Below are 12,167 nucleotides of genomic sequence, written 5' to 3'. Positions count from 1 at the left end.
GATCCTCCCGAGGAGAGCCGCATGCCGTCACGCACCCCCCGCACCCTGCTCACCGCACTCGCCGCCGTCGCCCTGCTCACCGGGACCACGGCCCTGACCGCCCCCGCCACCGCCGCGCCGGCCGCCGCGGCCGCCACCTGGGACACCGACCGCGCCGCCACCGCCTACGCCGCCGACCCCGCCGCCGTCACCGCCTCCGGCAGCGAGAACGCCGGGACCGCCGCCGCGCTCGCCTTTGACGGCAACGGCGCCACCCGCTGGTCCAGCAACTTCGCCGACGACGCCTGGATTCGCGTCGACCTCGGCAGCACGATCCGCGTCGACCGCGTGGTCCTCGACTGGGAGGCCGCGTACGGCAAGAGATACGTGCTGGAGGTCTCCCGCAACGGCACCGACTGGACGCCGTTCTACACCGAGACCTCGGGCACCGGCGGCTCCGTCACCGCGCACACCTACCCGCAGGAGGTGACCGGCCGCTACGTCCGCCTGCGCGGCCTCGAACGGGCCACGCCGTACGGGTACTCGCTCTACTCCTTCAAGGTCTACGGCGGTGAGCCCGCGGCCGCCTCCACCACCCGAACCAACCTCGCGCTGAACCACCCCGCGTACTCCAACCTCTACCAACACGCGGGCAACTCACCGGCGTTCGTCACCGACGGCGGCTGGCCGGCCAACCTCAAGGGTGACAGCACCCGTTGGTCCAGCGACTGGAATGCCGACCGGTGGGTGTCGGTCGACCTGGGCGCGAAGTCCACGATCTCCTCCGTCGACCTGTACTGGGAGTCGGCGTACGCCGTCGACTACCTGCTCCAGGTCTCCGACGACAACCGCACCTGGCGCACCGTGTACCAGCCGTCCGCCGCCGAGGTCTCCGCCCGCCGAGCCAACGTCCAGGCACCCGGCGACGCGGCCGGACTCCACGACACGGTCAACCTCCCCACCCCCGCCACCGGGCGCTACGTCCGCATGCTCGGCAAGGAGCGCCGCTCCTTCTACAACCCGGCGCCCTACACCGCGCAATTCGGCTACTCCCTCTACGAGTTCCAGGTCTGGGGCACGGGCGGCAGCGCCTCGGCCGCTTACCCGGCGCTGCCCGGTGAGCAGTCCGGCACCTACCAGACCACGTTCTTCGACGACTTCACCGGTACGGCCCTCGACCGCTCCAAGTGGCGTGTGGTGCGCACCGGTTCCGAGATGGGGTCGGTCAACGGGGAATCCCAGGCGTACGTCGACTCCGCCGACAACATCCGTACGGAGAATGGCGAGTTGATCCTCCGGGCCAAGTACTGCAAGGGCTGCACCAAGGCGGGCGGCGGGACCTACGACTTCACCTCCGGCCGGATCGACACCAACACCAAGTTCGACTTCAGCTACGGCAAGGTCAGCGCCCGCATGAAACTGCCGGTCGGCGACGGGTTCTGGCCCGCGTTCTGGCTGCTGGGCAGCAATGTGGACGACCCGTCCGTCTCCTGGCCCGCGTCCGGCGAGACCGACATCATGGAGAACATCGGCTACGGCGACTGGACCAGCTCCGCGCTGCACGGCCCCGGTTACTCGGCCGACGGCAATATCGGCGCCCGCCAGACCTACCCGAACGGCGGCCGCGCCGACCAGTGGCACACGTACGCCGTGGAGTGGACGCCGACCGCGATGCGGTTCTACGTCGACGACCGGCTCGTCCAGGAGACGACCCGCAACAAGCTGGAATCGACGCGCGGGCAGTGGGTGTTCGACCACAACCAGTACGTCATCCTCAACCTCGCCCTCGGTGGCGCCTACCCGGCCGGCTGGAACCAGGTCACCTCGCCGTACTGGGGGCTGCCGCAGTCCAGCGTGGACCGGATCGCCGGCGGGGGAGTGCAGGCGGAGGTGGACTGGGTGCGCGTGGAACAGAAGCGGTAGCCGCTCGGCGGATACTCTTTCGGCGCAGGCCAGTTACGTGTCCCCGCGCCGGAGGAGTGTCCCGTGCAGATCGACACCAGCAAGCCCCATCCCGCCCGCGTCTACGACTGGCTGCTGGGCGGGAAGGACAACTACCCGGTCGACCAGCAGGTGGGCGAGACGCTGCCCGAGCAGTCCCGGCGCAGCGCCGCCCGCAACCGGGAGTTCATGCACCGCGCCTCCGCGTGGCTGGCGGCGCGGGGCATCGACCAGTTCCTCGACATCGGCACCGGCATCCCCACCGAGCCGAACCTGCACCAGATCGTCCAGGCGATCCGCCCCGAGTCCCGCGTCGTCTACGTCGACAACGACCCCATCGTGCTGCGCCACGCGGAGGCGCTCCTGGTCAGCACCCCGGAGGGCGCCACCGACTACATCCACGCCGACGTACGCCACCCGGAAGCGATCCTCGCCCACGCCCGGGAACGCCTCGACTTCGACCGCCCCGTAGCCCTCTCCCTCATCGCCCTCATGCACTTCCTCCCCGACACCGAGCACCCCCACGCCCTGACCCGCACCCTCCTCTCCGCCCTCCCCTCCGGCAGCTACCTCGTCCTCTCGCACGGCACCGCCGACCAGCACCCGGAGCTGAGGCAACAGGTCGAGGATGCCTACAAGAAGGGCACCATCCCCCTCCGCATGCGCACCCGAGCAGAGGTGGAACCGTTCTTCGAGGGCCTCGAACTGGTCGATCCCGGGCTGGTCTTCGCCACGGAGTGGTACCAGGAGGGTCCTGCGCCGGTGCAGGAGCGGAGCGGGTTCTATGTGGGGGTGGCGCGGGTGCCTTGAGGGTCAGCGCACCGCCAGCTCAAGCTCCAGCAGTGTCGGCTGGGCGGACGCTGTCTCCTGGGGACGGGCTTCCGTGGCCCGGGCGTGCCGCCACAGCCACGCCACGTCGCGGCCGAAGGACCACGTCAGGGAACCCAGGGCCAGGAGGACCACCGTGAGTTCCGCCGCGTGGGGGAGCAGGGACGAGCCGGCTATGAGGAGGGCTATGCCCTGGACCGCGGCGACGGTTTTGCGGGCGAAGGACGGGGGGAGGGGGGCGTTGAGCCAGGGGGCGAAATGGGCGGCGGCGACGAAGGCGTAGCGCATCGCGCCGATGAGGAGGACCCAGGGGCCCAGGCGGGTGGCGACGTAGACGCTGAGGACCAGGATGAGGAAGGCGTCCACCTCCATGTCGAAGCGGGCGCCGAGCGCGCTGGAGGTGCCGGTGCGGCGGGCGACCTTGCCGTCGACGCCGTCCAGGAGGAGGGCGACGGCCGTGAGGCCGACCAGGAGGGTGACCGGGGGCGCGCTCTGGAAGGAGTCCGCGACCAGCGCGGTGACCCCGCCGACCAGGGTGGCCCGGCCGAGGGTGACCCGGTTCGCCGGGCCGAAGGAACGCAGCGCGGAGCGGTGCAGGGCGCGCGAGAGCACCGCCCAGGTGGCGAACGCGAAGGCGAGCCCCGACAGCCAGCCGGCCACCCCCAAGCCGATGGCCGTGCCGAGCAGGGCCAGCAGCAGGATCTGTACGCCCGCTCCCACGGCCGTCTCCTGCTGAAGCCTCGCGTCATACGTGTTGTTCAGGGCCACCGCGCATCCTCCGGCCGAGTGACAGAGTCGATCAAGGCCGCGTACTGTGCGCGGCCTGTGCCCTTCTCGGTACGTGAGCAAGTTCCCGATCGTTCAGGAGGATGCCGATGAACCCCGCCGCCCGCGCGTTCTGGCTCAGCTCACCCGGCCACGGCGAGCTGCGCGACGTCACCCTCCCGGAGCCCGGCGCGGACGAGGTCCTGGTGCGTGCCCTGTACTCCGGGGTCAGCCGCGGCACCGAGACCCTGGTGTTCCGCGGCGGCGTCCCGGAGAGCCAACACGACGTGATGCGGGCGCCGTTCCAGGAGGGCGACTTCCCGGCCCCGGTGAAGTACGGCTATCTGAGCGTCGGCGTGGTCGAGCGGGGACCCGATGAGCTGATCGGCCGTACGGTCTTCTGCCTCCACCCGCACCAGAGCCGTTACGTCGTTCCGGTGAGCGCCGTGACCGTCGTACCCGAACAGGTGCCCGCCGCGCGGGCCGTGCTCGCCGGGACCGTGGAGACCGCCGTGAACGCCCTGTGGGACGCGGCGCCGCAGCTCGGGGACCGGATCAGCGTGGTCGGCGGCGGCATGATCGGCTGCTCGGTCGCCGCCCTGCTCGCCCGCTTCCCCGGCATCCGGCTCCAGCTCGTCGACGCCGACCCGGACCGCGCCGAGACCGCCAAGGCCCTCGGCGTCGACTTCGCCACCCCCGAAGAGGCCGCCGCTGAGCGTGACCTCGTCATCCACGCCAGCGCCACCGAGCAGGGCCTCACCCGCGCCCTGGAACTCCTCGCCCCCGAGGGCACCGTCGTGGAGCTGAGCTGGTACGGCGACCGGCGCGTCACCCTGCCGCTGGGCGAAGCCTTCCACTCCCGCCGACTCACCCTCCGCGCCAGCCAGGTCGGCACCGTCTCCCCGGCCGCCCGCCCCGGCCGGGGCTACGCCGAGCGGATGGCCCTCGCCCTGGAGCTGCTCGCCGACCCGGCGCTGGACGCGCTCATCACCGGCGAGAGCGCCTTCGAGGAACTCCCGGAGCTGATGCCCCGCCTGACGAGCGGCGAGATCCCCGCACTGTGCCACCGCATCCGCTACCCCGACCCGGCCTGACCTGAGAAAAGAGTGAGAGAGGGCTGAACACGGGGAAGTCAGGAGCCGTACTAGTCGGCAACCCCGGACGGGAACCTCCGGGGGACCAGACGCGCCGCACCTGGAGGGTCGTCCGTTGTTCAGCATCACCGTCCGCGATCACATCATGATCGCCCACAGCTTCCGCGGCGACGTGTTCGGACCCGCGCAGCGCCTGCACGGCGCCACGTTCCTGGTGGACGCCACCTTCCGCCGTGAGCAGTTGGACGAGGACAACATCGTGGTCGACATCGGCCTCGCCACGCGCGAACTCGGCGCCATCACAGCCGAGTTGAACTACCGCAACCTGGACGAGAACCCCGAGTTCGCCGGGATCAACACCTCCACCGAGTTCCTGGCCAAGGTCGTCGCCGACCGGCTCGCCGAGCGCATCGCCAAGGGTGCGCTCGGCGAGGGCGCGAAGGGCCTGTCCGCGCTCTCGGTGACCCTGCACGAGTCCCACATCGCCTGGGCGAGTTACGAGCGTGACCTGTGAGCGACCTGACCGTGGACCGGGCCCGTCTCGCCTACGTGCCCGCACAGCCCCTCGGCAAGAACACCACGAACACCAAGCACACCGAGAACTTCGGGATCATCCCCATGTCGCTGCGCACCGTGCACTTCGTCATGCCGGGCGGCGTCGACGACCCGGCCGCGCCCAGCGGCGGCAACGCCTACGACCGCCGGGTCTGCCTCGACCTCCCCGGCTTCGGCTGGCAGGTCGTCCGGCACGCCGCCCCCGGCGCCTGGCCGGACCCCGACACCGACGCCCGCGAGTCGCTCGCCCGCACCCTCGCCGGAATGCCCGACGACACCGTGGTCCTGCTGGACGGCCTGGTCGCCTGCGGAGTGCCCGAGATCGTCGTCCCCGAGGCCGAACGGCTGCGGATCGCGGTCCTCGTCCACCTGCCGCTCGGTGACGAGACCGGCCTGGACCCGGCCGTCGCCGCCGACCTGGACGCCCGCGAACGCGCCGTGCTGCGCGCCGTGCCCGCCACCATCGCCACCAGCGACTGGGCCGTACGCCGTCTCGTCTCGCACCACGGCCTCGCCCCCGACCGCGTCCACCTCGCCGCCCCCGGCGCCGACATCGCGCCCCTCGCGCCCGGCACCGACGGCATCTCCCACCTGGTGTGCGTCGCCGCCGTCACCCCGCGCAAGGGCCAGCACCGCCTGGTCGAGGCCCTCGCGGCCGTACGGGACCTGCCCTGGACCTGCTCGCTGGTCGGCGGCCTCGGCACCGACCCCGAGTACGTGGCCACCCTGCGCGCCCAGATCGAGCGGTACGGCCTCGCCGACCGGCTGCGTCTGACCGGCCCCCGTACCGGCGCCGACCTCGACGCCAGCTACGCCGCCGCCGACCTCCTGGTGCTCACCTCCTACGCCGAGACCTACGGCATGGCGGTCACCGAGGCCCTCGCGCGCGGCATCCCGGTCATCGCCACCGACGTGGGCGGCCTGCCCGAAGCGGTCGGCCGCGCCCCCGACGGCGGCGTGCCCGGCATCCTCGTCCCGCCGGAGGACTCCGCCGCCATCGCCGCCGAACTGCGCGGCTGGTTCGGCGAGCCCGACGTCCGCCGCCGCCTCAAGGCCGCCGCGCGCGGCCGGCGCAGCGCGCTCGGCGGCTGGGCCGCCACCGCCCGCAGCCTCGCCGGGGTCCTCGGCAGGCTCCCCGGCGCCCCCAGGAGGGCCGCATGACCGACACCGCCGCCGCACAGGAGGAGCACCGGGTGAACGACGGCACCGAGCCCACCGGCACCTCCGACGTCATCGCCGGCGCCGGCCCCGTCGGCCGCCCCGGCGAGCGGGCCACCGTACGGTTGCGTGAGGGGGAGGCCGAGGAGGCGCCCCGGTACGCGCCCGAGTGGCTCCAGCTCCGGGAACCGGCCGACGCCGACGCACGGGCCCTGGGGCTGCTGGAGCCGCTGGGCAAGCGGCTGGCCGAACTCCCGTCGCAGGAGGGCGGGTTGGTCATCCACGACCTGGGCTGCGGCACCGGCTCGATGGGCCGCTGGCTGGCCGCCCGGCTGGACGGGCCCCAGCACTGGGTGCTGCACGACCGGGACCCGTACCTGCTGCACTTCGCGGCCGTCGCCTCCCCGCGCGTCGCCGCCGACGGCAGCCGGGTCACCGTCGAGACCCGGCGCGGCGACGTCGCCCGGCTCACCCCGGACGCGCTGTCCGGCGCCTCGCTGGTGACGGCGTCCGCGCTGCTGGACGTGCTCACCCGGCCCGAGATCGAGACGCTGGCCGCCGCCTGCGCGGGCGCGGGCAGCCCCGCCCTGCTCACCCTCTCCGTCGCCGGACGCGTCGAGTTCGCGTCCCCCGATCCGCTCGACGCCGACCTGGCCGAGGCGTTCAACGCCCACCAGCGCCGGGGCGGCCTGCTCGGCCCGGACGCGGTCACGGCGGCCGGCGAGGCGTTCGCCGGGCACGGCGCGTCGGTACGGGTGCACCCGAGCCCCTGGCGGCTCGGCCCGGAGCACGCGGCGCTCACCGCGCAGTGGCTGCGCGGCTGGGTCGGCGCGGCCGTCGAGGAACGGCCCGCCCTGCGGGCCCGCGCCGAGGACTACCTGCGCGACCGGCTGGCCGCGTGCGAGGCGGGCGAGCTGGAGGTCGTGGTGCACCACAGCGACCTGCTGGCGCTGCCCCGGCCGGTGGAGGCGTGATGAACGGGCGGACGGGCGAGGCGGTCGCGGAGGCCCGCGACACCGGCCTCCCGGAGCCGGCCCGGCCGCCCGGCACCGCCGAGGGAAACGTCACTGCGCGCCGCCGATGGCGCACCCACGCCGGCACGGTCGCCGGCGTCGCCATCCTCGGTGTGCTGCTGTGGCGGCTCGGCACCGGGCCGCTGGTCGACGGGCTGCGCCGGATCGACACGGCCACCGTGCTCGCCGCCCTCGGGATCGGCGCCGTCACCACCGTGTTCAGCGCCTGGCGCTGGCAGTTGACCGCACGCGGCCTCGGCATCCGGCTGCCGCTCGGGCCCGCCGTCGCCGACTACTACCGGGCGCTGTTCCTCAACGCGGCACTCCCCGGCGGCGTCCTCGGCGACGTGCACCGGGCGGTACGACACGGACAGAGCGCCGGGGACATCCGGCGCGCCGTCAAGGCGGTGGTGCTGGAGCGGGTCGCCGGACAACTGGCGCTCGCCGTCTGCGGTGCCGCGCTGCTGCTGACCCTGCCGTCCCCGGTCCGCGACGACCTGCGGACCGTCGCGGTGCCGGTGGCGCTGGCCACAGCGGGCGCGCTCGCGGTCGTCGTCGCCGTCCGCATGAACCGGGCGCCCGGCCGGCGCACCGGCTCCCTGCCGGGGAGCGGGCTGCTGCGGGACGCCCGGCAGGGACTGCTGTCGCGGGAGAGCGGGCCGGGGGTCGCGCTGTCCTCCGTGGCCGTCCTCGCCGGGCACCTCGGCATGTTCGTCGTCGCGGCCCGGATCGCGGGCAGCGGGGCGTCCGTCGCGGTGCTGCTGCCGCTCGCGGTGCTCGCTCTCGTCGCCATGGGACTGCCGCTCAACGTGGGCGGCTTCGGCCCCCGCGAGGGCGTCACCGCCTGGGCGTTCGCCGCCGCCGGACTCGGCGCGAGCAGCGGCGTCGCCGTCGCCGTGGTGTACGGCGTGCTGAGCTTCGTCGCCGCGCTGCCCGGCGCCGTCGTCCTCGTCGCCCGCTGGGCCGGCGCCCTGCGCGGCTACCCGCGCGGCGCGGTGGGCTCCTCGGGCGAGGTCAGCAGCCGGAAGTACGGCTCGAAGTTCTCCACCAGCCCGGCCAGCAGGCCCTTCCCCTTCTCCACCGAGGCCAGGGACGGGCGGCCGATGACGCCCGATTCGGTATAGGCGGACATTCCCGTGGTGAGCAGATGACGGCGATCGTCGGCGGTGAAATCGGCCGACTCGTGGCCAGGGCGGAGGAATTCGGGATGAGCGTGCAGCAGGATGGACGCCTCGATCTCCCCGGCGTGCATGTCGGTGAGCAGCGAGGTCTCCACGCCCGCCCGCTGCCGCGCCTCTTCCCAGTCCTCGGCCGCCGGGTACAGCGCCATCCGCTCACCGCGTGCCGACGCCTCCTGCACGACGTTGCCCAGCACATAGTTCCCGCCGTGCCCGTTGACCACCACGAGCGACTCCACGCCCGAACGGCGCAGGGAGTCCGCGATGTCACGTACGACCGCGTGCAGGGTAACGGAGGAGATACTGACCGTCCCCGGCCAGGCCGCGTGTTCGTGCGAGCACGCGAGGGTCACCGGGGGAAGGAGGTGCACCGGGTACGCGGCGGCGATCTCCCGCGCCACGGCGCAGGCCACCAGCGTGTCGGTCGCCAACGGGAGGTAAGGACCGTGCTGTTCGTAGCTCCCCACGGGAAGGACGGCGACCTGACGTGACACACCCGCCCCCCGCGCCCGTACGTCCTCGGTGGTGTCCGCGGGCATCACCCCGTAGGCCGCCGGTCGCGTGCCCGAACCACTCATGTTTCCCACGGCCTTTCGTCTCTGCTTAGGAATCAGATCATGACAGAAAACATCGGCGCCTTCGGCGGGAAGAACCCGCGTCGTTCGGGCACGGAACGCGTCGTGAACACCCCGCTGCCCACCGCGTACGGGCAGTTCCAGGCGATCGGCTACCTGGACCACGACCGGGGCGACGAGCAGGTCGCCCTGGTGCACGGTGACATCGGGACCGAGAACGTGCTGGTGCGGCTGCACTCGGAGTGCCTGACCGGGGACGCCTTCGGCTCCCAGCACTGCGAGTGCGGCGAGCAGCTGTCGGCCGCGATGCGCGCGGTGGTCGCCGAAGGCGCCGGTGTCGTCCTGTACTTGAGGGGTCACGAGGGCCGGGGTATCGGTCTGCTGGCCAAGCTGCGGGCGATGGCGCTCCAGGCGGAGGGCCTGGACACGGTCGAGGCGAACCTGGCGCTCGGCCTGCCGGTGGACGCCCGTGACTACCGGGTGGCGGCGGAGATGCTGCACGACCTGAAGGTGCGCTCGGTCCGGCTGATGTCCAACAACCCGCGCAAGCGGGAGGCGTTGACCAAGCACGGCATCGAGGTCGCCGAGCAGGTGCCGCTGCTGATCGAGCCGAGCGAGAACAACATCACGTATCTGCGCACCAAGCGCGAACGCCTGGACCACCATCTGCCCCACCTGGACGCGGTGGCCCACGGCTCCTGAGCCCCACCTTCCCCCATGCGAGACGTCCGGCCGGAGTTTCCGGCCGGACGTCTCGTTTCTACGGAACTTCTTTTTCGAGTACGGCAGTTCAGTGGTCCCGCACCGCAGGCGGCACCGGCCAGCCCAGTGGCTCCAGCACCGCCCGCGTCCGTTCGTCGCGCAGCTCGGCCAGCCGGTCGTAGGCGGCCACACCGGTGCCGTACGCCTCCTCCACCTCGTCCAGCACCTCGCCGATCCGGGCCTGGTCCGGTGTGCCCGTCTCGAAGGTCAGCTGCGAGCCGACGTGCGTCACCAGGTGCCGCATCCCCGCCGGGCCGCCGCCGAGCATCCCGCTCTCGAACGGGCCGACGGTGGCCCAGCGCAGGCCGAGCGAGGCGCGGACCAGGTCGTCCAGGTCGGCCACGTCGATCACGCCCTCCTGGACCAGATGGATGGCCTGGTCGGTGAAGACCTTCTGGAGCCGGTTGCCGACGTAGCCGGGGATCTCCTTCTTCAGCCGGATCGGCAGCTTGCCCAGGCCCCGGTAGACCTCCATCGCCCGCTCGACCGTCCGCGCCGAGGTGTCGGGGCCCGGGACCACCTCCACCAGGGGCATCAGCTCGGGCGGGTTGAAGGGGTGGCCGACCACGATCCGGTCGGCCGCCGGGTTGCCCGCGGCGATCAGAGAGGGCAGCAGGGAGGACGAGGAGGAGGCGAGGACCACGTCGTCGCGGGTGTGCTCGGCCAGCGTGGCGAACACCGTCTCCTTGACCGGCATCCGCTCCGGCCCGGCCTCCTGCACGAAGTCCGCGCCGGAAGCGGCCGCCGCCAGGTCGTCGGTCGCGGTCACCCGCAGCCCGGACAGGTCCCGCAGCACGATCTCCGGCAGGTCCGGGCGCGGGTCGCTCAGCCGCACCTCCCAGCCGGCCGCCCCGAACAGCCGGGCCCAGGACACGCCGATCACTCCGGCACCGACGATCGTCACGACAGCCACGCGGCATCACTCCAGGCAGGCGGGGGCGGGCACTACCCCAGTCATGCCCGGTTCCCCGCGCGCCCGGCGCCCCCTCACCCCACCGGCGCAACGACCGCCTCGTGCACCAGCCGGCGCAGGTCGGGGAAGATCTTCAGGGTGCGGGGGCGTACCTGGGTCATGAACTGCACGGTCAGGTCCAGCGCCGCGGCCACCCAGAATGCGGTGGTCGCCACCCCGGTCCAGCCGAAGGTGCCGGGTGCGGAGGGGGCCAGGGTGCGGGCGGGGTCGGTGACGACCGAGACGTTGAAGCCGAAGCCGAGCCCGTCGTTGGCGCGCTCCTGGTGGGCGGGGGCGCCGAACGCGCGCAGGACGGCGTCGCCGGGGAGCTGGTTGCGGGTCATCAGGGCGAGCGTGGCGGGGGAGAGCAGCCGGACGCCGTCGAGTTCGCCGCCCCGGCGCAGCAGCTCCATGAAGCGGTGGTAGTCGCCCGCGCTGGAGACCAGTCCGCCGCTCGCCGACAGGAACCGGGGCCGCCCCCGCACCGGCAGCCCCGGTACCGGGGTGATGCCGCCGTCCTCGGTCTCGCCGTACAACTCGGCCAGCCGGGGCTCCTGTTCGGGGGTGAGGTGGAAGCCGGTGTCGGTCATGCCGAGCGGGCCCAGAATCCGCTCGGCGAAGAACGCGTCCAGCGGGCGGCCCGAGACGACCTCGATGAGGCGGCCCAGCACATTGGTGGCGACCGAGTAGTTCCACTGGGTGCCCGGCTCGAACTGGAGGGGCAGGGACGCGTACACCGCGATGGTCTCGGCGAGATCCGCGCCGGAGGGCACGGAGGACTCCAGCCCGGCCGCGCGGTAGAGGGCGTCCACCGGGTGATCGTGGTAGAAGGCGAAGGTCAGGCCCGCCGTGTGGGTGAGCAGATGCCGGACGCGGATCGGTCCGGCGGCCGGGCGGGTGCGTACGTCGTCCCCCGAACCGCTCACGTACACACGGGGGTTGGCGAACTCGGGGAGGTACCGGTCGATCGGGTCGTCCAGGGCGAGCAGGCCCTCCTCGACCAGCATCAGCACCGCGACCGCCGTCACCGGCTTGGTCATGGAGTAGATCCGCCACAGAGTGTCGGTCTCCACCGGGAGCCCAGCAGCCAGGTCGCGGTGGCCGTAGGCGGTCAGATGGGCGACCCGGCCGCCACGGGCCACCGACACCAGGAAGCCGGGCAGCCGGCCCTCGTCCACGAGACCGGCCGCGTGCTGGTCGAGACGGTCCAGCGCCTTCGCGTCCAGCCCCACGTCCTGCGGGGCGACTTCCTGTCGTAGCTGTGCCATGGCTCTCCTCCGGTCCTGCCGGACCCCTGTGCCGCTGGGCCGGCCTCAGCGCTCATCGTGGCGCATGATCACCGTCAAGTACCCCGTCCACAGCCGATC

At 72.9% G+C, this 12,167-nt stretch carries 11 protein-coding genes and 1 pseudogene; 8 read left to right on the top strand and 4 right to left on the bottom strand.

Annotation, left to right across the window (positions count from 1 at the left end; all coding sequences use genetic code 11):
* The first annotated feature begins 21 nt into the window (after positions 1-21).
* Positions 22-1,902, top strand: a complete 1,881-nt coding sequence (locus tag E5083_RS14470; protein WP_135786095.1) for a discoidin domain-containing protein — start codon at positions 22-24, stop codon at positions 1,900-1,902.
* 63 nt (positions 1,903-1,965) lie between these two features.
* Positions 1,966-2,730: an SAM-dependent methyltransferase gene (locus tag E5083_RS14465; RefSeq protein ID WP_135786094.1), complete on the top strand. Its 765-nt coding sequence runs from the start codon at positions 1,966-1,968 to the stop codon at positions 2,728-2,730.
* 3 nt (positions 2,731-2,733) lie between these two features.
* On the opposite strand, the gene E5083_RS14460 is transcribed toward E5083_RS14465, so the two are convergent.
* Complete coding sequence (locus E5083_RS14460) at positions 2,734-3,516, bottom strand: CDP-alcohol phosphatidyltransferase family protein (RefSeq protein ID WP_135786093.1); 783 nt, start codon at positions 3,514-3,516, stop codon at positions 2,734-2,736.
* A 107-nt stretch (positions 3,517-3,623) separates the two neighbouring features.
* Here E5083_RS14460 and E5083_RS14455 point away from each other — a divergent pair, with 107 nt between their 5' ends.
* From E5083_RS14455 to E5083_RS31695, 5 genes and pseudogenes are all read left to right on the top strand, one after another.
* Entirely contained in the window at positions 3,624-4,607 is a 984-nt protein-coding gene (locus E5083_RS14455) for a zinc-dependent alcohol dehydrogenase (RefSeq protein WP_135786092.1), read from the top strand.
* A 115-nt stretch (positions 4,608-4,722) separates the two neighbouring features.
* Positions 4,723-5,121 carry a 6-pyruvoyl trahydropterin synthase family protein gene (locus E5083_RS14450; protein WP_135786091.1) on the top strand — a complete coding sequence of 133 codons (399 nt, stop codon included), beginning with the start codon at positions 4,723-4,725 and terminating at the stop codon, positions 5,119-5,121.
* Positions 5,118-6,323, top strand: a complete 1,206-nt coding sequence (locus tag E5083_RS14445) for a glycosyltransferase family 4 protein (protein WP_135786090.1) — start codon at positions 5,118-5,120, stop codon at positions 6,321-6,323. Before E5083_RS14450 ends, E5083_RS14445 begins: the two co-directional genes overlap by 4 nt.
* Positions 6,320-7,294, top strand: coding sequence for a class I SAM-dependent methyltransferase (locus tag E5083_RS14440; RefSeq protein ID WP_135786089.1), 975 nt, complete (start codon positions 6,320-6,322; stop codon positions 7,292-7,294). The genes E5083_RS14445 and E5083_RS14440 overlap by 4 nt, the downstream gene beginning before the upstream one ends.
* Positions 7,294-8,208 (top strand): annotated as a pseudogene (locus E5083_RS31695) (lysylphosphatidylglycerol synthase transmembrane domain-containing protein); the annotation flags it as partial. The gene E5083_RS14440 and the pseudogene E5083_RS31695, both read left to right, overlap by 1 nt.
* Positions 8,209-8,312: 104 nt before the next feature.
* Here E5083_RS31695 and E5083_RS14430 read toward each other — a convergent pair.
* A complete protein-coding gene (locus tag E5083_RS14430; protein ID WP_135786087.1) occupies positions 8,313-9,089 on the bottom strand; it encodes a creatininase family protein in 777 nt (258 codons plus the stop codon).
* A gap of 39 nt (positions 9,090-9,128) precedes the next feature.
* Here E5083_RS14430 and ribA point away from each other — a divergent pair, with 39 nt between their 5' ends.
* A complete protein-coding gene (gene ribA, locus E5083_RS14425) occupies positions 9,129-9,788 on the top strand; it encodes a GTP cyclohydrolase II (protein ID WP_135786086.1) in 660 nt (219 codons plus the stop codon).
* An 88-nt stretch (positions 9,789-9,876) separates the two neighbouring features.
* Here ribA and E5083_RS14420 read toward each other — a convergent pair whose 3' ends face one another.
* Entirely contained in the window at positions 9,877-10,761 is an 885-nt protein-coding gene (locus E5083_RS14420) for a 3-hydroxyacyl-CoA dehydrogenase NAD-binding domain-containing protein (protein WP_135786085.1), read from the bottom strand.
* Between the two features lie 74 nt (positions 10,762-10,835).
* A complete protein-coding gene (locus tag E5083_RS14415; RefSeq protein ID WP_135786084.1) occupies positions 10,836-12,068 on the bottom strand; it encodes a serine hydrolase domain-containing protein in 1,233 nt (410 codons plus the stop codon).
* Between the last annotated feature and the right edge of the window lie 99 nt (positions 12,069-12,167).

The organism is Streptomyces bauhiniae, from assembly GCF_004784475.1.
GTDB classification, from domain to species: Bacteria; Actinomycetota; Actinomycetes; order Streptomycetales; family Streptomycetaceae; genus Streptomyces; species Streptomyces seoulensis.
This window is presented reverse-complemented; position numbering and strand designations above follow the sequence as displayed.

Excerpts from the sequence above, each read along its gene's own strand:
- E5083_RS14430 (WP_135786087.1), bottom strand. The coding sequence starts at position 9,089 with ATGAGTGGTTCGGGCACGCGACCGGCGGCCTACGGGGTGATGCCCGCG.
- E5083_RS14455 (WP_135786092.1), top strand. The coding sequence starts at position 3,624 with ATGAACCCCGCCGCCCGCGCGTTCTGGCTCAGCTCACCCGGCCACGGC.
- E5083_RS14440 (WP_135786089.1), top strand. The coding sequence starts at position 6,320 with ATGACCGACACCGCCGCCGCACAGGAGGAGCACCGGGTGAACGACGGC.
- E5083_RS14470 (WP_135786095.1), top strand. The coding sequence starts at position 22 with ATGCCGTCACGCACCCCCCGCACCCTGCTCACCGCACTCGCCGCCGTC.
- E5083_RS14415 (WP_135786084.1), bottom strand. The coding sequence starts at position 12,068 with ATGGCACAGCTACGACAGGAAGTCGCCCCGCAGGACGTGGGGCTGGAC.
- ribA (WP_135786086.1), top strand. The coding sequence starts at position 9,129 with ATGACAGAAAACATCGGCGCCTTCGGCGGGAAGAACCCGCGTCGTTCG.